At 46.0% G+C, this 21,147-nt stretch carries 20 protein-coding genes; all 20 read right to left on the bottom strand.

All coding sequences use genetic code 11. The features are described from left to right. Positions 1 to 7: 7 nt before the first annotated feature. Positions 8 to 1,294 (bottom strand): transcription antitermination factor NusB, encoded by a 1,287-nt coding sequence (locus NFR62_RS01390; protein ID WP_251612530.1) that lies wholly within the window; start codon positions 1,292 to 1,294, stop codon positions 8 to 10. After that, entirely contained in the window at positions 1,287 to 2,207 is a 921-nt protein-coding gene (gene fmt, locus NFR62_RS01385; protein ID WP_251612527.1) for a methionyl-tRNA formyltransferase, read from the bottom strand. Before fmt ends, NFR62_RS01390 begins: the two co-directional genes overlap by 8 nt. After that, entirely contained in the window at positions 2,207 to 2,659 is a 453-nt protein-coding gene (gene def, locus NFR62_RS01380; protein ID WP_251612525.1) for a peptide deformylase, read from the bottom strand. The genes fmt and def overlap by 1 nt, the downstream gene beginning before the upstream one ends. A gap of 43 nt (positions 2,660 to 2,702) precedes the next feature. Next, positions 2,703 to 4,898: a replication restart helicase PriA gene (priA, locus tag NFR62_RS01375; protein ID WP_251612523.1), complete on the bottom strand. Its 2,196-nt coding sequence runs from the start codon at positions 4,896 to 4,898 to the stop codon at positions 2,703 to 2,705. Position 4,899: 1 nt separating this feature from the next. Continuing rightward, a complete protein-coding gene (gene coaBC, locus NFR62_RS01370) occupies positions 4,900 to 6,081 on the bottom strand; it encodes a bifunctional phosphopantothenoylcysteine decarboxylase/phosphopantothenate--cysteine ligase CoaBC (RefSeq protein ID WP_251612521.1) in 1,182 nt (393 codons plus the stop codon). Beyond that, positions 6,082 to 6,282, bottom strand: coding sequence for a DNA-directed RNA polymerase subunit omega (rpoZ, locus tag NFR62_RS01365; protein ID WP_251612506.1), 201 nt, complete (start codon positions 6,280 to 6,282; stop codon positions 6,082 to 6,084). Positions 6,283 to 6,302: 20 nt separating this feature from the next. Continuing rightward, positions 6,303 to 6,908, bottom strand: coding sequence for a guanylate kinase (gene gmk, locus NFR62_RS01360; protein ID WP_251612493.1), 606 nt, complete (start codon positions 6,906 to 6,908; stop codon positions 6,303 to 6,305). Between the two features lie 7 nt (positions 6,909 to 6,915). Further along, a complete protein-coding gene (locus NFR62_RS01355) occupies positions 6,916 to 7,791 on the bottom strand; it encodes a YicC/YloC family endoribonuclease (protein WP_251612490.1) in 876 nt (291 codons plus the stop codon). 102 nt (positions 7,792 to 7,893) lie between these two features. Then, positions 7,894 to 9,819, bottom strand: coding sequence for an NAD-dependent DNA ligase LigA (gene ligA, locus NFR62_RS01350; RefSeq protein WP_251612488.1), 1,926 nt, complete (start codon positions 9,817 to 9,819; stop codon positions 7,894 to 7,896). Positions 9,820 to 9,862: 43 nt separating this feature from the next. Further along, positions 9,863 to 12,058, bottom strand: a complete 2,196-nt coding sequence (locus tag NFR62_RS01345; protein ID WP_251612486.1) for an ATP-dependent helicase — start codon at positions 12,056 to 12,058, stop codon at positions 9,863 to 9,865. A gap of 31 nt (positions 12,059 to 12,089) precedes the next feature. Beyond that, complete coding sequence (locus NFR62_RS01340; RefSeq protein ID WP_251612484.1) at positions 12,090 to 12,515, bottom strand: hypothetical protein; 426 nt, start codon at positions 12,513 to 12,515, stop codon at positions 12,090 to 12,092. A 219-nt stretch (positions 12,516 to 12,734) separates the two neighbouring features. Then, positions 12,735 to 12,911: a 30S ribosomal protein S21 gene (rpsU, locus tag NFR62_RS01335; protein ID WP_251612483.1), complete on the bottom strand. Its 177-nt coding sequence runs from the start codon at positions 12,909 to 12,911 to the stop codon at positions 12,735 to 12,737. 99 nt (positions 12,912 to 13,010) lie between these two features. After that, positions 13,011 to 13,352 carry a histidine triad nucleotide-binding protein gene (locus tag NFR62_RS01330; RefSeq protein ID WP_251612474.1) on the bottom strand — a complete coding sequence of 114 codons (342 nt, stop codon included), beginning with the start codon at positions 13,350 to 13,352 and terminating at the stop codon, positions 13,011 to 13,013. Further along, positions 13,349 to 14,614, bottom strand: a complete 1,266-nt coding sequence (gene mtaB / locus NFR62_RS01325) for a tRNA (N(6)-L-threonylcarbamoyladenosine(37)-C(2))-methylthiotransferase MtaB (protein ID WP_251612472.1) — start codon at positions 14,612 to 14,614, stop codon at positions 13,349 to 13,351. The genes NFR62_RS01330 and mtaB overlap by 4 nt, the downstream gene beginning before the upstream one ends. Further along, entirely contained in the window at positions 14,605 to 15,327 is a 723-nt protein-coding gene (locus NFR62_RS01320) for an RsmE family RNA methyltransferase (protein WP_251612470.1), read from the bottom strand. Before NFR62_RS01320 ends, mtaB begins: the two co-directional genes overlap by 10 nt. Beyond that, positions 15,324 to 16,253, bottom strand: coding sequence for a 50S ribosomal protein L11 methyltransferase (prmA, locus tag NFR62_RS01315; RefSeq protein ID WP_251612468.1), 930 nt, complete (start codon positions 16,251 to 16,253; stop codon positions 15,324 to 15,326). Before prmA ends, NFR62_RS01320 begins: the two co-directional genes overlap by 4 nt. A 93-nt stretch (positions 16,254 to 16,346) precedes the next feature. Further along, the gene (dnaJ, locus tag NFR62_RS01310; protein ID WP_251612463.1) at positions 16,347 to 17,429 is read right to left on the bottom strand and encodes a molecular chaperone DnaJ; all 1,083 of its coding nucleotides are present in this window, start codon (positions 17,427 to 17,429) and stop codon (positions 16,347 to 16,349) included. Positions 17,430 to 17,477: 48 nt separating this feature from the next. Further along, positions 17,478 to 19,292: a molecular chaperone DnaK gene (gene dnaK / locus NFR62_RS01305; RefSeq protein ID WP_251612462.1), complete on the bottom strand. Its 1,815-nt coding sequence runs from the start codon at positions 19,290 to 19,292 to the stop codon at positions 17,478 to 17,480. Positions 19,293 to 19,341: 49 nt separating this feature from the next. Further along, positions 19,342 to 19,896 carry a nucleotide exchange factor GrpE gene (locus NFR62_RS01300; protein WP_251612459.1) on the bottom strand — a complete coding sequence of 185 codons (555 nt, stop codon included), beginning with the start codon at positions 19,894 to 19,896 and terminating at the stop codon, positions 19,342 to 19,344. A gap of 36 nt (positions 19,897 to 19,932) precedes the next feature. Then, entirely contained in the window at positions 19,933 to 21,021 is a 1,089-nt protein-coding gene (hrcA, locus tag NFR62_RS01295) for a heat-inducible transcriptional repressor HrcA (protein WP_251612457.1), read from the bottom strand. Positions 21,022 to 21,147: the final 126 nt, after the last annotated feature.

Below are 21,147 nucleotides of genomic sequence, written 5' to 3'. Positions count from 1 at the left end.
TCCCGAATTATAACGCAATCTTTTTCATTGCCGCCACAAAAAAACCGTCGGTGTTGTGAATATGCGGAAACAACTCAACAGCGTTTTTTTCTTCGTCACAGTATGGCGACTTTATCTTTTCTATTGCAAAATTTGCGTTTTCTTTTAAAAATTTGCTAATAATATTGTCGTTTTCTTCCTTTATTATCGTGCATGTGGAATAACACAACCTGCCGCCGTTTGCAACGTATCGGCTTGCCGTTTGCAAAATAGCGTTTTGTATCTTAGTCAATTCGCTTATATCGCCGGGAGAACGGTTAAACAAAATGTCCGGCTTCGAACCCGCAACTCCTATCCCGCTACACGGAACGTCGCAAATAACAAGCTCGAATTTGTTTTCCCATTCCGGACGAAAAACGGTCGCGTCGTTTTGCATAACGGATATATCCGCTCCCGCCTTTTTAGCATATTTTTCAATCAAACCTACTCTGTGAGAATGAATATCGCAAGCAATAAGTCTAATTTTTGCAATAGAAGCCGCAAGAACGGATTTCCCGCCGGGAGCCGCGCACAAATCGAGGGCGCAATTCGGTTTTATACCGTATAAATACGCATATACGGCGGCAACCGACGAAGCCGACTGCACAAAATATTCGGTGTTGTCGATTTTATCAAGAACTTTTCGCGGCATATAGTAGCCTACCGCAGTTTTCTCAACTCCGCAAGCCTCCCGCGAAGCTTCGGAATCCAACCCGTATTTTTTTTCGAACGACTCGGGTTGCGTTTTCAAAAAATTAACTCTTATATGCGTGCGGCGCTCAGGCTCGTGCGAAAGAAAATCCTTAGTAAAATCGTAGCCGTAATCTCGCGTCAACAGTTCGCAAAGCCAAAGCGGGTAGCTGTATTTCACCGAAAGATAATGCGCCGAACCCGCTTGTGGCAACTTAACTTCTCCGAATTTCCTCAATGCGGAATTTACAAATCCCGAAGCGCCGCCTTTGCCTAACCGCTTACATAATTTAACGGTGTTATCGACAGCCGCATAAGCGGGCACGTTCATATTTTCCAAAAGATAATATCCCATTTTTATGACGGTTGCCACCGACTTTTTGGGCTTATCTTTGGCAAAAAAACCGAGAACGTAATCGTAATACACATTACGTTCCAAAACGCCGTAAAACATTTTGGTTACATACGGTTTGTCGCTTTCGGCACAGAACGCAAGAGCGTTATTCAATTCTATAGACGCGTATGCGTTGTCACGAAAAACTTTCATTAACAACTCGTAGCATACGCAATCTTTGTCTTCACGCATTTTTAAGCACAGTTCCCTTTTCTATTTTGTGCCCTCTCAAAAATTCGGCAATACCCATTGCCTTCTTTCCCGGTAGCTGAACAACGGCGAGCTTAATCGACCCTACGCCGCACCCCACAAACATTTCACCGTTTTCAACCGTAACCGAACCGGGCTCGCCGCGTCTATCGCATTCTTTCGCCTCGTAAATTTTAAACGCCGCACCGTGCAAAAACGTGCTTGCAACAGGCCAAGAATTATACGCGCGGATTTTATGCGCAATTTCGCGCGCCGATAGCGTCCAGTCTATAATTCCGTCCGCTTTTACGATTTTTTTGCAATACGTCGCCAACTCCGAATTTTGTTTTTTAGGCGTTATTCTGCCCGCCGCATATTCCGGTAAAGTTTCGGCAAGCAGTTTAGCGCCCGCGTTCGACAGTTTTTCCGACAAACTGTCGGCAGTATCCGTTTCGGCGATTTTCACCTCAGCAACCGAAACAATATCGCCCGTATCCATTCCCAACTCGGTTTTCATTATAGTTACGCCCGTTGTCGTTTCGCCGCACAGTATGGCGGACTGCACGGGAGAACTTCCTCTGTATTTGGGCAAAAGAGACGCGTGAACGTTCAAAATTCCGAAAGGCGGAACTTCGAGCACTTCTTTGCTAAGAAGTTGCCCGTATGCCGCAGTAATCATAATTTGAGGCTCCAATTCTTTCAATTCGGTAACATGTTGCGAAATTCTGTCGTATTGCAAACATAATATACCGTGCGAAAGCGCATAACGCTTAACGGGCGTGGCAAGTATATTTCCTTTTTTATCTTTTTCTCTGTCGGGTTGCGACACAACCGCAACAATTTCATGCCCGCCGCAATAAAGAGCATCCAAAATCGGAACGGCAAATTCGGGCGTTCCCATAAAAATCAAACGCATCAGTCTTCACTCTCCGCTTTGTCTATAAATAAAACGCCGTCAAGGTGGTCAATTTCGTGACAAAAAGCCACCGCCGTAAAGCCGTCGACTTTATAGAGTTTTGTTTCTCCCGTTCGGTCTTGCGCTTGCACCGTAAGCTTTTTAGGACGGCAAACAATCCCGCTCCTGCCCGGACAGCTCAAACACCCTTCGGCTCCGCGCTGTGTGCCGCTCGATTTCAAAATTACGGGATTCACAAGTTCGTATTTTGTTTTGCCTCCGTCTACCGACACTACGCAAACGCGGCGCACTATTCCTATTTGAGGCGCCGCAAGCCCCACGCCGTCCGCTTTAAACATTGTTTCAAACATGTCGTCTATAAGCACGCCGAGATTAGGACCGAAATCGGTCACTTCTTTTGCTCTCATGCGCAACACTTCGTCGCCTATTTTCACAATTTCTCTTATAGCCATTTTTGTTTTCCTTTTACCGCACGTTTGTGTTTTAAGATTATCGTCAACTCATATTGCTCGGATTGATTTCAACGAAACACAGCGTTCTGCCGCCCGTATGCGAATCCGTAATTTCGTATATTTTTTGAATAAGCCTGTTAAAATCTTTAACTATCCGCGCAATAATTTGCACTCGGTATTTGTCTTGTATTCTTTTTACGGGCGATTTCATTGCCGAAAGATATGCAAAACATTCTCCGTTCTCTCGCGCAAGAACGTTTATATCGTCGAAATCCGCTTTAAGCACCGAAAAAGCGTCCTCTTCGGATTCCGAAGTAATCAATATACGCACAATTTTGGAATATGGCGGATATTTTGTTACTTCGCGCAAATTATTTTCTTTTTCGTAAAAACCGACGTAATCGCCTCTTGCGGCAAGCCTATACACATAATGATTAGGCGTATACGTTTGCAAAATAACTCTGCCTTTTTTTACGTCGCGTCCGGCTCTCCCCGCAACCTGAGTTATAAGCTGAAATGTGCGTTCGGACGCGCGATAATCGGCAAAGTGTAAGCTCATATCGGCGTCAACTATTCCAACCAACGTAACATCGGGAAAATCGTGCCCTTTGGCTATCATTTGCGTTCCCACAAGAATATCCGCTTCTCTGGCGCCGAAAGAACGCAATATTTCAAGATGGGCGTCTTTATTTTGCGTCGTGTCGTTATCCATTCGCAAAATTTTTTTATCGGGAAACTCTTTTTTCAACAGTTCGGCAACCTTTTGCGTGCCTATGTATCCTTGACGCAAATGCGGACTGCGGCATTTGGGGCATACGTCCAAAGGAGCGTATCTGTTGTTACAGTAATGACACTTTAAAACGTCCTCTTCTCGGTGATACACGAGCGACACGTCGCAACGTTCGCACTTGGCAACGTAACCGCACGAAGAACACATGACATACGAAGAGTAGCCTCTGCGGTTGATAAAAATTATAGCTTGATTTCCGTTGTCCATGCAATCAGAAAGCTCGCTTTTAAGCCGCCTCGATAAAAAACCGTTGTTACCGCTGCGCAATTCCTCACACATGTTTACAATTTCGATTTCGGGTAACGGACGGTTGGCAATACGTTCGCGCATTTCGATAAGCTTATATTCGCCTATCTTAGCTTTATAATACGACTCGACCGACGGAGTGGCGCTTCCGAGCAATAAATTGCATTTGTTGTATCTTGCGCGGAACTCCGCGACTTCTTCGGTGGAATATCGAGGATTGCTGTCCGAAACATAACTGCCGTCGTGCTCCTCGTCTATTATTATAAGCCCCACATTACTCAGAGGCGCAAAAATTGCCGAACGAGCCCCCACCGCTACGCGTGCCTCGCCGCAAAGCAACCGCCGCCATTCGTCGAAACGCTCGCCCGCGCTCAATCCGCTGTGCAAAATAGCCACGCTGTCGCCAAAACGCGCTCTGAAATTTCTCAACACCTGCGGCGTCAAAGATATTTCGGGTTCGAGCATAATCGCCGTTTTACCTTGTTTCAACGCGTCGGCTATACAACGCATATAAACTTCGGTTTTTCCGCTACCCGTAACTCCGTGCAACAAAAAATTTTCGTTTTCGCTTCCGCAAACGGCGTTAACGGCATTTTGCTGCATTTCCGTTAAAGTATATTCTTGAGCCGAACAAACTATTTCGGAATACGGCGTTCTACGCTCCGCTTTTTCGAAAACCTCAAACACACCACGTTCTATTAAATTGCGAACCGCCGCCGCCGAAAATTCCCTGCCTAAATATGCGGTGTCAACTTCGGCACGGTTTAAAACATAGTCGAACACTTCTTGCTGGGTTTTTGCAGTCGGACGAATAAATTCGTTTCGCTCTCGTTTTGCAAACTCGTCGGCAACGCGCACATAACGTTTTTTTAATTCCTTAATTCTGCCGCCGCGCATTTGCGACGGAATAAAAAGCCTTAAAGCGTCAACCACCCGCAAATGATAGCGAGAACACATAAAACGCATCAATTCGAGCATTTCTTCGCCGATTACGGGGCGGTCGTCAAGTGTTTCGCAAACCGCTTTCAATTTATCCGACGGCACGGAAGTGGTTTCTTTGATACCTATAACATATCCTTCGATTTTTCGGTTCCCGAAAGGTATTAGCACTCTGCTGCCTTTTTGCAAATTTTCGGAACACGAATAATCGAAAATTCGGTCAACTTCCGAGTTGGAAATGTCAACAATCACTTCGGCTATCATTCTATAATTCTTTTATTTCGTCCAAAATAATATCCGCAAGCGCCGCTTTGCTCATAAGCTCCAAACTAACGGTTTTCTTTTTTGTGATAATAGTTGCAACGTTTGTGTCAACCGAAAATCCCGCGCCCGGCGCGAGCACATTATTCGCAACAACCATGTCGGCGTTCTTCCGCGCAAGCTTTTCTTTCGCGTTCTCTTCAAGTTTCTCGGTCTCGGCAGAAAATATAACGAGCTTACGATTCCCCTTAACTTTGCCGAATTCGGCGGCAATATCCGGATTTTTTTTAAGCGACAACTTTAACTCGTCGCTTTTTATTTTTCCGTCCGACACTTTTTGAGGAGTATAATCTGCGGGAGCCGCCGCTTTAATAACAATATCCGCTTGCTCGGATTTTTCAAGCACGGCTTTTCGCATATCGGCGGTTGTCTCCACCCGAACAATATCTACGGGCACATTGGGCGCTACGGCGTCGGTAGCGGCAACGTAAATTACTTTCGCTCCGCGCATAACCGCAGCAGCGGCAATCGCCGCGCCCATTTTTCCGCTCGAACGATTTCCGATATAGCGAACGGGGTCAATCGGCTCGCGGGTGCCGCCCGAAGTGACGAGCACTGTTTTTCCGCAGAAGTCGTTTTTTGAGTTCAAAACGGCGCAAATTCTTTCGAATATGTCTTTGGGCTCAGCCATTCGCCCTTTGCCGTCGTCGCCGCAAGCAAGGCGTCCTACACCCGATTCTATAAACAAAACGCCGCGCTCGGCTAAAATCTTAGCGTTAGCGGTGTAAGCCGCGCTTGTAAGCATTCCCGTATTCATGGCGGGAGCAAGCAAAATCGGACTTTTGGTAGCCATAAGCGTAGTGGAAAGAAAATCGTCGGCAATTCCGCAAGCAAGTTTTCCCGCAAGATTAGCGGTGCAAGGCGCAACCACGAACAAATCGGATTTTTTCGCAAGCGAAATATGCCCGATTTTCCAATCGTGCGCACGGTCGAACATATCGGTTATCGCGCGGTTGCCGCTAAGCGCTTCGAAAGAAAGCGGCGCTACAAAGTTTAAAGCATGTTCGGTTAAAACCACATGCACATCCGCGCCCGCTTTTTTAAGCAGACTTACAAGCTCGCAAGACTTATATGCGGCAATACCGCCCGTAACGCCTACGGTTACTGTTTTACCGGAAAGTCTCAATCAATCGTCCTCGTAACGCGCTTCAACCGAGCCGTCGTACACTTCTTGCGCGGCAAAAGAAACCGCGCGCTTATTTTCCGCATTAAGCATCTCGATTTTCTTATCAAGCAAATAACGGGTGCGCTTAGTAAGCAAGCATACGAGCGCATACTTGCAACCAACTTTGTCAACCAACTTGTCGATAGGCGGGTCAATCATCATAATAATTTATATCTCCGTTTTCAATTTTCTAACATTTTAAGAATTTTCTTTTCGTTGCGCAATATATTGCAACGTTCCGCTTCTATTATGTTTATAACGTTTTGCGTCGCCGAAGTAACGTTGTCGTTAAAAACTATATAGTCGAAATTTTTATACTGAGCAAGTTCTCCGCGAGCGCTTCCTATTCTTGTAAGCAAGCTGTTTTCGTCTTCCGTGCCTCTTCCGCGCAATCTTTGCTCTAAAATTTCAAACGACGGCGGCATTATAAAAACTGACACGCATTCGGGATATTTTGCTTTTATCTGCTTTGCGCCCTGTATATCTATTTCAAAGAACACGTCTTCGCCTTTTTCAAGCATAGCAAACACGGGTGCCTGAGGAGTTCCGTAAAAATTTTTGTAAACTTCGGCAGTTTCCAAAAATTCGCCCCTCTCTTTCATAATACCGTATTCTTTAACCGTGCGGAAATAATAATGCACTCCGTCTATTTCTCCGGGACGCGGCGCGCGCGTAGTTACGGAAATAGATTTTTTCAGTTCGGGCATTCTTTCGGTTACCGCATTGTAAACCGTTCCCTTTCCGGCTCCGCTCGGACCGGAAAGAACTATCAACAAACCTTTTTTCATATGATTTTTATTCCACGTTGCGTATTTGCTCTTTTATCTTTTCAAGCTGGTTCTTCATTTCCACAACCAACCGAGTAAGCTCCATGTCGTTTGACTTACTTCCCATTGTGTTTATTTCTCTGTTCATTTCCTGCGACAAAAAGTCGAGTTTTCTACCCTGCGGCTCATCGCTTTCCAAGCACGAAAGAAATTGATTTAGGTGCGACGAAAGTCTGCTTATTTCCTCGTTTATATCGCATTTATCAGCAAAGAACGCAACTTCGTTTAAAAGCCTTGCCTCGTCTACGGGAACGTCTTTCAAAATCTCGCTCATACGTTGTTGCAATTTGTTTCGGTAATCTTCTACAACTGCGGGAGCGCGTTTAATAACAAGTTCCAAAGCGGCTACAATCGAAGCGGTAAGACGGGTTAAGTCTGCTTTTGCCGACGCGCCCTCGCATTCGCGCATTGCGTTGAGTTGTTCCGCCGCCTCAACAGTTGCGGCGCGAGTGAGCTCTTTTATAAGCTCGGGGTCGTCTTTCACAGGTTGTAACGAAACTACGTCGGAAGAACGTAACAACGCAGTAGCTCCGAAATCTCCGTCGAGCATAAATTCGTCGCGCAAACGTTTTGCGGCTTTCACATATTCGGAGGCAAGAGCCAAATCGAGTTTTAACTCCGCGCTTGCGCCCGACGCGTTTTCATACGAAAAATATACGTCTACGCTTCCGCGTTTTATGCGCTTACCCACTTCCTTGCGAATTATTTCGTCGCAGACCGCAAACGACTTACCCAAACGGGAATTTATTTCCAAATATCTGTTGTTAACGGCTTTAAGTTCAACCGTGACGGTTTTTCCGTCGCGCGAACTCGTGCCTTTGCCGTAGCCGGTCATACTTTTCATATTGCACCGTTCCTTTTTACCGCACTGAATTCTTCCGCAAATAATTTTAGACGAACTTTTATAACTCGCCCATAAATAGTATAACATTTTCGGAATTATTTTTCAAGCGTTTATAAGCTCCCTGAACTCTTTATCTCCGATTATTTTTTTGTCGAGCTTTTTCGCCTTTTCAAGCTTGCCGCCCGCATCCTCTCCCGCTATAACAATGTCAACGTCTTTGGAAACGGTGTCGGCTACGGTCGCGCCTTTTCTTCTTAGCAATTCCGCCGCCTCAGTACGCGACATAGATATTTTACCCGTAAGCACAACTTTTTTACCTGCAAAGTAACCGTCGCCCTCCGCTTTTTTAAACAAAGGATTTATACCCAACTTTTTAAATTCGGCAATCAAATCGCCGTGAGAACGAAAATATTCTGTAATACTCGCCGCTACTATTTCTCCTATTTCGGGAATTGCCACAAGTTCCTCGCACGTTGCCGCCGCCAAACCGTCTATATTCCCGAAGCGTTCAGCCAAATCGCGCGCCGCAACTTTTCCTACGTTAGGAATGCCGAGCGCGTTAATAAAATGCGGCAAATCCGCGTTTTTGCTCTTTTCCACCGAACGGAGAAAATTCGCAATCTTTTTTTCTTTAAACCCGTCGAGCTTCGATAACTCGTCCGCCGTTAATAAATACAGTTCGGTTGCCGAACGCACTCCCAACTTGCCGTAAAGTTGGGCGAGCGTTTTTCCGCTAACTCCGTCTATATCCATACAATCCTTAGATGCGAAATGTTCGAGCCTACCGCAGATTTGCGGCATACACCCCGTTTCGTTGGGACAAAAGATATGCGCGCCGTTTTCGTACAGTTCGGCTCCGCATGCGGGGCAACTCTTTGGCGCCTCTATGGGAGAACCGCCTCTGTCTTCCGCAATACCCAAAATTTCGGGAATCACGTCGTTGCTTCTGCGTAAAAAAACCGTACTTCCTATTTTCACTTTTTTTCGCAATATGTCGCCGAAATTGTTAAGCGTAGCTTTTGATATTGTTGCCCCGCACAACTGAACGGGCTCCAACATTGCAAGCGGAGTAAGCTTGCCTGTACGCCCCACCTGCCACACAACGTCTTTAAGTTCGGTAGAAGTTTCTTCCGCTTCGAATTTATAGGCGATAGCCCATCGAGGGAATTTATCGGTGTAGCCGAGCTCTTCGCGCAAAGCAAAATCGTCAACCTTAACCACCATGCCGTCTATCAAAAAATCAAGCTTATCGCGCTCGACTTCTTCTATAATTTTTATGATTTCCTCAATAGAATCGCTCTTCCAAATCGCGCCCGTTTTAAAATGCTGTTCATGCAAAAAATCGAGCGACTCGGATTGCGTTTCAAGCTCTCCGTCGGATTTGTAGTTCACGTTATAAAACAATATGTCAAGATTACGCTTGGCGGTAACTTTCGGGTCGAGATTGCGAATAGCGCCGGCAACTCCGTTGCGCGGATTTTTTAAAGGTTCGTCGGCGGTTTCGTTATATTTGCGGAAAGCACTCCAACGCATTATGCCCTCGCCCTGTGCTTCAAGCACTCCGTTATAAGGAATTGTCGCCGGAACCGATTTAATAGTGCGCACCTGTTCCGTCACGTCTTCGCCAACGCTTCCGTTTCCGCGCGTAGACGCGCATTTAAACTTTCCGCTTTCGTATGTTAAACACAAAGTTAAACCGTCGAGTTTATGTTCGAGAGTATACGCAACCGCTCCGCCCGCAGCCTTTTTTATTTTCTCGTCGAACGCACGCAATCCGTCGAAACTGTTGCACTTATCCAAACTGTAAAGCTTACGAATATGCGTATGCTGAACAAATTCTTTAATCGGCTCTCCGCCTATTCTGCGCGTAGGCGAATCGTGAAGCACTCTGTTTTCAATTTTTTCGAGCGAAACAAGTTCGTCGTACAACGCGTCGTACTGAGAATCCGACACGATGGGATTATCGAGAACATAATATTGATAGGCGTATTCGTTGAGAGTGTTAACAAGCTCTCTCATTCTGTCCATAGAAAGCGTTGCTCCTTTTCCGGCAAAATTACGAGCGCATATTCTAATCGCTCAGTTGCAACGGCGCATATTCAAGCGCCAACGTAATCTTTCCCACCTTAGCAAATTCAACCTGCGCATATTTTCCGTTGTGTTCTTCGGTTACCGCAACTATCGTGCCTTGCCCGAATTTGGGATGAATAACTTTTGCTCCCGCAACAAAACCCGCAGTGTCGCCTTGTTGCTTAACGGGCGCTTCGCTCGGACGTTGGCGAATGGGCGTAACGGGATTTGCGCGAGCCGACGAATAGCTTCCGCCGTATTGAGAACCTCCCGAATAATTTGTGCCCGTATTAGACGGAAGTATCCCCGCTTCTTTTAAAAATCGAGCCGCAAACATTTGTTTACGCTGTCCGTAAAGAAAGCGCGACGACGAATATGTTACGAAAAGCTTTTTCATTGCGCGGGTTATAGCCACATAAAACAAACGGCGCTCTTCCTGCTCGTCGGTGTTGGCGTCTAACCGCAGTATGGGAAAAATCCCTTCTTCCATACCCACAACGTAAACGACTTTAAATTCCAAACCTTTCGCACTGTGAACGGTGGCAATACTCACATAGTCGCTTCCGTCCATTTCTTCGGTATCCGAATACAAGCTAATCATTTGCAAATAGTCGTCAAGCCCTGCGCCTACGTTATCTTCTTCGAACTGTTTAACCGACGCGGCAAATTCTCCGACATGCATAAGTCTGTTTCTGTTCTCGTCGGTGTCGTCGCCGTACAATACGTTAAGTTGCAACACCGACACAATGTAAGTGACAAGTCCGTAAATATCGGAACTGTTCTTTTTTTCGTAAAGCGCTTGCAACAATTCCGAAAATCCCGTCAATTTTTTTATCATAGCAACGGGCAAATCGGGATTTGTTTTAATGTTCGTTATAACATCGAAAAGACTTTGTCCCGTAACGGCGCCGTAATTGCGAAGTTGCGTCACTGTGCCGTCACCTATTCCGCGCTTCGGAAAATTTATGATTCTAATAAGTGCTTCGTTGTCGGACGGATTGCAAAGCACCTTCAAATAAGCGAGCAAATCTTTTATTTCTTTGCGCTCGAAGAATTTGAAACCGCCGAAAATTTTATGCGGTATTCCGTATTGAATCAGCTTTTCTTCGAAAGAACGGGAAAGCGCGTTCAACCGCATTAAAATCGCTATATCCGAAAATTTGTATTTTCCGCTGCGCACCAACCCTATAATGCTGCTAACGACTGCCGAAGCCTCTTCGGTCTCGCTGTTGGCTCTGAAAAACTCAATCGCATCGCCGTCGCCGTTCGCAGTCCACAAAGTTTTATCAAGACGCGAGGTGTTATTCTTTATAAGCATATTCGCCGCCGACAGAATATTTTGCGTAGAACGGTAATTCTGCTCCAACTTATATATTCTGCACCCCGTGAAATCATGTGTAAAATTGAAAATGTTCCGAAAATCGGCGCCGCGCCACCCGTAAATACACTGGTCTTCGTCGCCTACCGCAAATACATTGCCGTACTTTGAGCCGATAAGACGAACAAGCTCGTATTGAACGGTGTTAGTGTCTTGAAATTCGTCAACGTGTATATACCTAAAACGGTTTTGACAATATTCGAGCGCGTCCGCATCCTCTCTTAAAAGCCTATATGTAACAAGCAATAAATCGTCGTAATCGAGAGCGTTGTTCTTTTTAAGCTCTTTTTCGTATTCCGAATATATGACGCAAATTTCATCGATATAATCGTAATATTCGTAAAGCTTTTTATATTCTTCGGGAGAATTTCCCGCATTTTTGGCGTCGGATATAGCCCAAACAGCCTTTTTGCACAATTCGTCTCCCTCGTATTCCTTAGCCTTTATTATATTTTTAACAATGCGTTCTTTTTCATCTTCCCCGTATATCGAAAAGTTTTTACCGTAGCCTATTCTGTCGATAAACTTTCGCAAAATTCTTACGCACATTGAATGGAACGTTGAAATGAGCATTCCGTCGGTTGCGTCCGCAAGCATCGCCGACAGTCGCTCGCGCATTTCGTTCGCGGCTTTATTAGTGAATGTGATAGCCAAAATATTATAAGGTTTCACCTGTTTTTCGGTAACCAAATAGGCTATTCTATGCGTTAAAAGTCGGGTTTTGCCGCTACCCGCGCCCGCCGTTACAAGCACCGCGCCTTCGGTATCAAGCACAGGTTTCATTTGTTCTTCGTTCAATTCGTTAAGACTAAAACTCATAAAAAAAGTTTATCACATCGGCGCAATAAAGTCAACCGCTTTTGCCGACGCGCTCGCGGTAATAGCGCTCTCTCATTTCCCTGAATTTCTGCGCGAGACGCAGAACATAACGCTGGCGGTTGTCGGCGTCAAGACGCTCGTATTCGCTCTTGTCTATTAACTGACCTATGGGATTAGTGGCGTTCTCGTCTTTTTCGAGAATCGCGCAAACTTTGCAGTAAAAAAGCTCTTCCTCGTCGGCTTTGTCGGCGCAAAGCGCTCGATGCTCGTCGCGTTTCACTTTTTCATGTTGCAAATCGCGCACAAGTCTTTCGCTGTCGCCGTTGCCGCTCATTTCTTCAAGAGTCTTTTGCCTCTCTTCATACATACGTTGCCAATACCCCATTTTAAGACGCTGTTTAGCAAGGAGCGCCCGCCGTTTGAGTTCGCTGTAACCGTTTGTGCTTTTGTCCGTCATAATATTTGTCCTCCCGTGAATTTGTATCCTAATTATATCACAGGAAAAAAGTCTTGCGTCTTGTTCGACAAAACTCGCACTAACACGACAAAATAAAATATATTTTTTGCTCAAACCTCGAATATTTTTCTTTTGCGCGAAACACCCGCATTACACAACTACTAATACATGCGGCTATATAAAAACGGAGCACGTTTTGTGCTCCGTTTAATTTTGAAGTTAGTTTTTGGAACGCTTGCGAGCGGCTTCCGATTTCTTTTTTCTGCGGACCGACGGTTTTTCGTAATGTTCCTTACGCCTCATGTCGCCCATGATATTGTCCTTTTGGCACTTACGTTTAAAACGTTTTAAAGCGCTGTCGAGAGATTCGTTTTCACCGACTTTGATTACGGACATTCTGTTACACCACCTTTGCTCAAAGAACGTTTATTTTATTACCAATAAATTATACTCAACCGCGAGAATAATGTCAATCGTTTTCAAACGTTTTTTCGTTTAAAGACGTGGAAAATCCATTTTTTGCCCGCCGAGAATATGGATATGCAAATGGAAAACGGTTTGCCCGGCGTCGTCGCCTTGATTTATAACAAGACGGTAGCCGCCGCCAAGCCCGAGTTTTGGCGCAATTTGCGAAATAGCGCTCATAATATAACCCAAATCGTCGCGCTCCGACGCCGTCATTTCCGACAAAAGTTTATAGTGTTTTTTAGGTATTGCCAAATAATGCAGATTAGCTTTGGGCTCTATGTCTTTAATAACGATAAAACGTTCGTCCTCGTAAAATCTTTCGGACGGTATAGCTCCCTCTAAAATCGAACAAAAAACGCAATCTTTCATAATGTTTCAGCTTTAACTCCTTCTTTATATATATTTTTTAATTTAACGGTTTTCAATTCGCCTACCGGCAAATCGGAATACACTTTAATATAGTTCGCGGTATATCCTACGGATTCGCCGCACTCGTAAGTTTCGGCATACACTTCGGCGCAAGTTCCGAGCAAACTTTCGCAAAACTCCCTGTGCATTCGTTTTCCCGCTTCGATTAAACGGTTCGCCCGCTCCTGTCGCACTCTCTTGGGAATTTGCGCAAACCCGCACGCTTTCGTTCCTTTTCGTTCGCTGTAAGGAAAAACGTGCATATCGGAAAATCGCACCTCTTGAACAAAAGCTTCGGTTTGGGCAAATTCTTCTTCGGTTTCGGCGGCAAATCCCGTTATAACGTCGGTTGTTATTCCCGCATAAGGAAACACCTTGCGAATTTTTTCCACCTGTTTTAAGTAGTATTCGGGAGTATACTTTCTGTTCATTCGTTTAAGCACGCTTTCGCTACCGCTTTGAAGCGACAAATGAAAATGCTCGCAAAAACCGTTTTCAGCCATTGCATATAGCAATTCGTCGGTTATAACGGTGCATTCGAGCGAGCCGATTCGCTTCCGCACGGGAACGCGACCGAGAAGGCGCACAAGCGCCGAAAGACTTTCTCCGATGTCAAGACCGTATGCCGACGTGTTTATGCCCGTCAACACTATTTCTTTTGTCTGCTCGGCGGCAATTTCCGCTTCCCGAACAATGCTGTCTGGCTGCCTGCTTCTGCTTCTTCCCCTTAAATATGGAACAATACAGTAAGAACAAAAATTGTTGCAACCGTCTTGAATCTTTATGTAACTGCGCGTTTTGGTGTGCTTTGGAAAAACGTTATCCTCGAATTCTAACGGAAGCTCGCTCACTATTGAGCGCGAGCCGTTCTCTTCGTGCTTCAAATCTTCGAGAACAAGTTCAACCAAATCCATTTTTTTGCTTGTGCCCGAAATCAAACGCACGTTGGGCTTGTCCGAAAAAGCAACGGCGTCGTTCTGACTACTGCAACCGCAAACGTACACTTTGGCGGCGGGATTGAGCTTTAACACTCTCGACACAGTCTGACGCGATTTTCGGTCGGCTTCGCCCGTAACCGAACAAGTGTTTAAAATATAGAAATCGGCTTGTTCCAACTTATCGGTAGCGTCGATTCCTTTTTTGCAAAATTTCTCAATCATAGCTTGCCCTTCGCACTGATTAACTTTGCACCCCAGTGAAAAAACAACCGCTTTCATTCCCATTGACCCGCCTCATACATTATTGCCGACAGCACCGCCACATTAGCGGTTTCGGCGCGTAAAACGCGTTTTCCGAGCGTTACGGGAACAACCCCGAGTCCTTGCAATACCTCGACTTCATCGCCGTGAAAGCCCCCTTCGGAGCCCACAAACACCGCAACGCTTTTCACTTTGTCGAACTTTCCGCGCAAATAACTTTTTAGCGAAGGGGTTTCCGCTTTTTCGTAAGGAAACACAACCAAATCGAATTTATCCAAAATTTGCGCGGCAACCGAAAAATCCACTGCGGAATAAACCTTAGTCAGCACGCTTCTGCCGCACTGTCTCACGGCTTCGAGCGCAATTTTATTCAGCCTTTCGATTTTGATATTTCGTTCGTGCCCTTGCACATAGCGCGTTATAACGGGATAAATTTCTTTTACGCCGAGTTCTGTCGCCTTTTGCACAACAAACTCGTTTTTGTCTCCTTTCATTACCGACATAAAAAGCGTTACGTCTATATCCGGCTCGCTTATATTTTTTTCGCGGCAAATAAATTCGAGTAAAGTTTCGTTTTTGCGAATTTCTTCAATCTTACAAAAACAGTCGTAACCGTCGCCGGTGCATAAAATTACCTCGTCGCCCGTTTTCGCTCTTAGCACAACGGAAAGATGCTTATGATTTTCGCCTGTCAACTTTAAAGGAGCGTTCGTATTTTCAACAAAAAATCGTTTCATTTGTTACACCTGTCGCAAACTTTTCGCCACAACATTCCCCGCCATTCTCCGTCGCTTTTTTCTTCCGCAAGCTCGAATAATTCCGAAAAAGCGCTTTTAACATCGCAAGCGCGCGAATGAATTATTCCGCTCATAATAAGCGAACCCCCGTTTAATAAATTTGCGAAAAACGCGTTTCTAAGCGATATTAAAACGTCGGCAGTTATGTTTGCCAAAATAACCGAATATTTTTCGTCTGCGGTTTCGGATAAACTGCCTTCCGCAATACAAGTGCGCGAAAGAACTTTGTTCAGTTCGCAGTTGTTTTTCGCGGCTTCAACCGCCTGCGAATCTATATCCGCCATAAAGCAATATTCGGCGCCGAGTTTAAGAGCCGCAGCTCCCAAAATTCCGCTTCCGCAACCAACGTCGGCACAACGTTTGCCGCAAACGTCCGTTTTTTCCAAAAACTCCAAGCATAGCTTTGTGGTTTCATGACTGCCCGTGCCGAACGCCATTCCCGGATTTATTCTCACTTGAATTTTATCGCCGTCGTATTTCAACCACTGCGGAACTATCGCAATTCTTTCGAGTTCGATGGGTTTGTAATACTTTTTCCACTCGTTTTCATAATCTGCGGAATCGATTTTTTTCAATTCGAGTTCGAGCGTTCCGGCGTTTATTACTTTCATTGAACGCAATGCGTTAAGTTTTTCGTGCAAATCCGAAAAGTCGGTGTTTTCGGGATAGTAGCCGCTAACAAAAACGTCTTCGCCGCCAACAAACAACGAGCCGTCGGCATAGTCCCATTTGTGCTCGCTCAATACCTTTTTAACGTCCTCGTAATCGTTAACCGTAACCCCTTCGCTTCCTAATTCAATTAAAAGCACCGACAGCGTGTCGGCAAATTCGCTCGTAGTAGTTACGGTAGCTTGATAATATTTCATCTTTTATTCCTTAATTTATGTATTATGTCTAACATATAATTTCTACCGCTAATAAAAAGTCCCCATCTGCAACAGGGACTTTTTACGGTTAGACTATTTTTTGAAAAACTCTCTCGCTTTATCGTATTGGTCGGGTTTGAAAGACTCGTGCAACTCTTTGATTTTGTTTTTCTGCTCTTTGGTTAAATTTTTTGGAAGCTCGATGTCTATCGTTACAAGTAAGTCGCCCGTAACGCCCTTTTTAGCGTTTTCTATTCCGTGCCCTTTCAACTTAAAAGTTGTTCCGCTTTGGGTTCCTTCGGGAAGCGGAAACGCCACTTTCGCGCCTTTAAGAGTGGGAACGTAAATTTTATCGCCGAGTAAAGCCTGCGTAAACGTTGTGGCAACCTCAACCGCCAAATCAAGCCCTTTGCGTTTAAAGAACTTATGCGGCATAACGTTAACCATTAAAACAAGATTGCCCGCTTTGGCTCCGTTGCGGCTTCTCTCTCCTTCGCCCGGCACCGTCATAATTTGGTTTGGCTCTATTCCTGCGGGGAAAGTTATTCTGAGGGAAGTGTTCTTTCTAAGCAATCCTCTGCCGCCGCACGAAGGGCACGCTTCTTTAATTATTCTGCCCGTGCCGCCGCAGACATTACACGCTTTCATGCTCACAACTCTGCCGAACGGGGTTTCCTGAGCAAAACGCACTTTTCCCGTGCCGCCGCAGTTATTACACTTAACGTATTGAGTGCCGCCTTTGGCTCCCGTGCCGCGACACGAAGAACACGGCTCGAAACGGTTTACCGAAATATCTTTCGCAACTCCGAACGCGGCTTCTTCGAACGTGAGAGTAACGTTCATGGAAATATCGCCGCCGTTGGAGCCGCCGCCCTCTCTTGCCTGACCGTTGAACATGTTCACAAAGTCGTCGAAGAACGAACCCGCGCCGCCTGCGCCGCCGCCGAAATCGGCTCCGCCGCCTCCCGACGAGGGCTTATCGTACGCAGCCCGCTTTTGCGGGTCGCCGAGAACCTCGTAAGCTTCGTTCACCTCTTTAAAAAGGTCGGCAACAGCCTTATCACCCGGATTAAGGTCCGGGTGATATTTCTTGGCAAGCTTTCTGTATGCCGATTTAATTTCTTCGTCGGAAGCGGTTTTAGACACTCCCAACACGTCATAATAAGATTTTGCCATTACTCTAAGCTACCTTTCCGAGCGCCGCAATGCGCCCGTACTCCAAAATCAGTTGTTGTCGTCTATTATTTCGGCGTCTTCCACAACGGTATCGTCGCTCGAAGCGCCCGCGCCGTCCGTAGCCGCGCCGCTCTCATAAAGCTTTGTGAACACGCTGTTGCTCACCTTTTGCAAGCTTTCCACAGCGTCGTTTATCGCTTCAAGTTCGTCGGTTTTAATCACCTCGCGCACGTTTGCCATTTCTCTTTCGAGGTCTTCCTTATCGGAGGGCGATATAGCCGAGCCGTTGTCTTTAAGGAATTTCTCTATATTGAATATAAGCATATCGGCATGGTTCTTCGATTCTACAACCGATTTGCGCTTGTTGTCTTCTTCCGCAAACTGTTCGGCGTCTTTTATAGCCTGTTGAATTTGCGATTCGGTAAGGTTGGTGGAAGCCGTGATTGTAACGCGTTGTTCCTTGCCTGTTCCTTTATCGCGCGCAAAAACGTGCACGATGCCGTTGGCGTCTATATCGAACGTAACTTCTATTTGAGGAACGCCGCGCGGTGCGGGAGGAATTCCGCCCAACTCGAAACGCGCCAAAGTTTTGTTGTGCGCCGCGATTTCGCGCTCGCCTTGAAGAACGTGAATGTCAACCGAAGGCTGACCGTCGGTGGCTGTGGAGAACACCTGCGATTTCTTTGTGGGAATAGTCGTGTTGCGCGGGATAAGTTTTGTAAAGATTCCGCCCACCGTTTCTATTCCGAGCGAAAGCGGAGTTACGTCGAGCAAAAGCACGTCTTTAACTTCGCCCGCAAGCACGCCGCCTTGAATAGACGCGCCGATAGCCACGCATTCGTCGGGGTTTATGCCCTTGAACGGTTCTTTTCCGCTGAGCTTGCGCACCGCTTCCACAACGGCGGGAATACGGGTTGAACCGCCTACCAAAATAACTTTGTCTATATCCGCTTCGGTAAATCCCGCATCCGCCATAGCCTGCTTTGTAAGCTTCATGGTTTTTTCAACAAGAACTTGCGTAAGCGCTTCGAACTTGCTGCGGGTAAGCTCGTATTCCATGTGGAGAGGGCCCGCCGCGCCCGACGTGATGAACGGAAGACTTATAGTTGTTTTCTGCAAAGTGGAAAGCTCGATTTTCGCTTTCTCGGCAGCCTCTTTAAGACGCTGCATAGCCATACGGTCTTTGCTGAGGTCGATACCGTTTTCGTTTTTGAACTGTTCAACTAAATAGTCCATAATCTTCTGGTCGAAATCGTCGCCACCCAAACGGTTGTCGCCCGCAGTGGCTATAACTTCGAACACGCCGTCGCCGATTTCCAAAATGGAAATATCGAACGTGCCGCCGCCCAAGTCGAAAATAAATATTTTGTGGTTGTTGTCTTGCCCTTTGTCAAGACCGTAAGCAAGAGCCGCCGCCGTAGGCTCGTTGATAATACGGAGAACGTCAAGTCCCGCGATACGACCGGCGTCTTTCGTAGCCTGACGCTGCGAGTCGGTGAAATATGCGGGAACTGTTATAACCGCCTGCGTAACTTTTTCTCCGAGATAAGCTTCGGCGTCTTGTTTAAGCTTTGTAAGAATCATTGCCGAAAGTTCTTGCGGCGAATAATCCTTACGGTCTATGCGCACTTTGCGGTCGGTGCCCATATCTCTTTTAATGGAAATAACCGTGCGGTCGGGGTTTGCCACCGCCTGACGCTTAGCCACTTGCCCCACAAGACGCTCGCCGTCTTTGGCAAAGCCTATAACCGAAGGAGTGGTTCTTGCGCCTTCGGCGTTGGGAATTACCACAGGCTCGCCGCCTTCCAACACCGCAACGCACGAGTTGGTTGTTCCCAAGTCGATTCCTATAATCTTACCCATGTTTTTTATATCCTCCAAAAAATTCTTGTTTTTTTTATTTAGGTTGTTCCTATTTTGCCACTTTTACAACGCTGTGCCTAATAATGCGCTCGCCCATTCTGTATCCTTTTTGGAATACCTCCACAACCATATTCACTTTGTCGGGGTCTTTAACCTTAACTTGCATAATGGCGTTGTGAAGGTTGGGGTCGAACTGTTCGCCGAGCGCGGGAATTTCGGACACACCGAAATTCGAGAGCATTTCGGTGATTTGGCGGTAAATCATTTTTACGCCTTCCGCAACTTTTTCGTCGGTTATCATCGAAATTGCCTGTTTGAGCACGTCGAGCACCGGTATCACCTTTTCGATTACCGCCACCATGCCGTCCTCTTTTTGTTTTTTGTTTAACTCGGCATTTCGTTTGCGATAGTTGTCGAAGTCGGCTTGCATACGGTTTACGAGATTTGCGAGCTCTTCGCTACGGTTCCTCTCCTTAGTTGCGATTGTTTGCGCCACAGCGAGCTGTTGCATAAGCGCAGAAAGCTGTGCCTGTGCGTTTTGCTGTTGCGCTTTCGCGTCGTCGGAGCGTTCCTGTACGGGGACTTCTTTCATTTCCTCTGCCATGTCTTACCTTTCTCCTGACCTCTCCTTTATTTTTCGTTACTCTTCATCGTCTTGGAGTTCGTCTACGTCCGAACGACTTTCGTCGCCCGCATACGATTCTCCCGCATGTTCGGGTAACATATTTATTGTTTTTCCGATATAATCGAGAACGGAAATAACTTTTGGATAATCCATTCTAATCGGTCCTATAACGCCCGCCTGCCCTATGTTTACGCCGTTTACCGAATAGTTTGCAGTTACTATCGCGCATTCGGGCATTCCCTCGCGGATTTCGTTGTCTTTCCCTATCTTTATGGAAAGATTCATGTCGTCGTTGTTTTTGAGCACAGGCACAAGCTCTTCTTTTGCGTCAAGCAATTCAAGCATTGCTTTCGCTTTTTGTAAGTTAGCGTATTCGGGCTGTTCGAGTATTTTTGCGCTCCCTTCCAAAACAATGTCGCTAATCATTTCTTCATGACTGTAACTTTTAAGAATTTTCAGAACCGTTTTAAATACTTGCGTGTATTCTTTTTTAACCTGCTTTATCAAATGGTTTGGCTTTATAACTTCGCTCACACTGTGGTTGGCAAGCACGCTCGTCATAAATTCGCCGGTAGTTCTGCAATATTCGTCGTCTACGTTTGCGCCGAGCGACAACGTGGCGTCTTTGAGAATACCCAAACTCGTAACTATAATCACCAAAGCGGTGGTATCGGTAAGCTTAACGATTTTAATGTTTTGGATAACCGCGTCGTTTATATCTTGCGCGTAAGCCACGCTCGTAAGATTGGTTATTTCGGAAATTACTTTCGCAGTGCTCTTTAAAATATCGTCAAGCTCTGTGATTTTACGGTTGAAATAACGTTTAACCGTTTTAAGCTCGCTTCGGGTGAGCTTGCGCTTCGGCATCAAACGTTCAACATAAAGCCTGTATGCCTCAGCGGTTGGAATACGCCCCGCCGAAGTGTGAGGCTGAACGAGGTATCCCATTTCTTCGAGCGCGGCAAGTTCGTTGCGAATTGTGGCGGTGCTTAACGCAGGCAAGTGCCGTTCTTTGATTTCGGCGCTTGATATAGGTTCGCACGAGTTGATATACCCGTCGACAACCGCTTGCAGAATTTTTTCTTTTCTGCCAGACAAGCCCAAATTCGTATCGCTCCTTAATGTTTTTAATTAGCACTGTTACCGCGCGAGTATTAGCAATCGACACCTTAGAGTGCTAATATAATATAGCATATAGCGCGCCCTATGTCAAATCTTTGCAGCCGTTTT

Origin of the sequence: Pumilibacter muris, from assembly GCF_943193045.1 — a bacterium.
Taxonomy (GTDB): Bacteria; Bacillota; Clostridia; order Christensenellales; family Pumilibacteraceae; genus Pumilibacter; species Pumilibacter muris.
Note: the sequence above shows the minus strand (reverse complement) of the source record. Positions and strands in the feature narration are given on the sequence as shown.

Excerpts from the sequence above, each read along its gene's own strand:
- dnaK (WP_251612462.1), bottom strand. The coding sequence starts at position 19,292 with ATGGGTAAGATTATAGGAATCGACTTGGGAACAACCAACTCGTGCGTT.
- NFR62_RS01300 (WP_251612459.1), bottom strand. The coding sequence starts at position 19,896 with ATGGCAGAGGAAATGAAAGAAGTCCCCGTACAGGAACGCTCCGACGAC.
- NFR62_RS01345 (WP_251612486.1), bottom strand. The coding sequence starts at position 12,058 with ATGAGTTTTAGTCTTAACGAATTGAACGAAGAACAAATGAAACCTGTG.
- NFR62_RS01330 (WP_251612474.1), bottom strand. The coding sequence starts at position 13,352 with ATGAAAGATTGCGTTTTTTGTTCGATTTTAGAGGGAGCTATACCGTCC.
- NFR62_RS01390 (WP_251612530.1), bottom strand. The coding sequence starts at position 1,294 with ATGCGTGAAGACAAAGATTGCGTATGCTACGAGTTGTTAATGAAAGTT.
- rpsU (WP_251612483.1), bottom strand. The coding sequence starts at position 12,911 with ATGTCCGTAATCAAAGTCGGTGAAAACGAATCTCTCGACAGCGCTTTA.
- NFR62_RS01355 (WP_251612490.1), bottom strand. The coding sequence starts at position 7,791 with ATGAAAAGTATGACCGGCTACGGCAAAGGCACGAGTTCGCGCGACGGA.
- dnaJ (WP_251612463.1), bottom strand. The coding sequence starts at position 17,429 with ATGGCAAAATCTTATTATGACGTGTTGGGAGTGTCTAAAACCGCTTCC.
- gmk (WP_251612493.1), bottom strand. The coding sequence starts at position 6,908 with ATGAAAAAAGGTTTGTTGATAGTTCTTTCCGGTCCGAGCGGAGCCGGA.
- NFR62_RS01320 (WP_251612470.1), bottom strand. The coding sequence starts at position 15,327 with ATGAAACGATTTTTTGTTGAAAATACGAACGCTCCTTTAAAGTTGACA.
- priA (WP_251612523.1), bottom strand. The coding sequence starts at position 4,898 with ATGATAGCCGAAGTGATTGTTGACATTTCCAACTCGGAAGTTGACCGA.
- ligA (WP_251612488.1), bottom strand. The coding sequence starts at position 9,819 with ATGGACAGAATGAGAGAGCTTGTTAACACTCTCAACGAATACGCCTAT.
- def (WP_251612525.1), bottom strand. The coding sequence starts at position 2,659 with ATGGCTATAAGAGAAATTGTGAAAATAGGCGACGAAGTGTTGCGCATG.
- prmA (WP_251612468.1), bottom strand. The coding sequence starts at position 16,253 with ATGAAATATTATCAAGCTACCGTAACTACTACGAGCGAATTTGCCGAC.
- NFR62_RS01340 (WP_251612484.1), bottom strand. The coding sequence starts at position 12,515 with ATGACGGACAAAAGCACAAACGGTTACAGCGAACTCAAACGGCGGGCG.
- mtaB (WP_251612472.1), bottom strand. The coding sequence starts at position 14,614 with ATGGGAATGAAAGCGGTTGTTTTTTCACTGGGGTGCAAAGTTAATCAG.
- rpoZ (WP_251612506.1), bottom strand. The coding sequence starts at position 6,282 with ATGATGATTGACCCGCCTATCGACAAGTTGGTTGACAAAGTTGGTTGC.
- fmt (WP_251612527.1), bottom strand. The coding sequence starts at position 2,207 with ATGCGTTTGATTTTTATGGGAACGCCCGAATTTGCCGTTCCGATTTTG.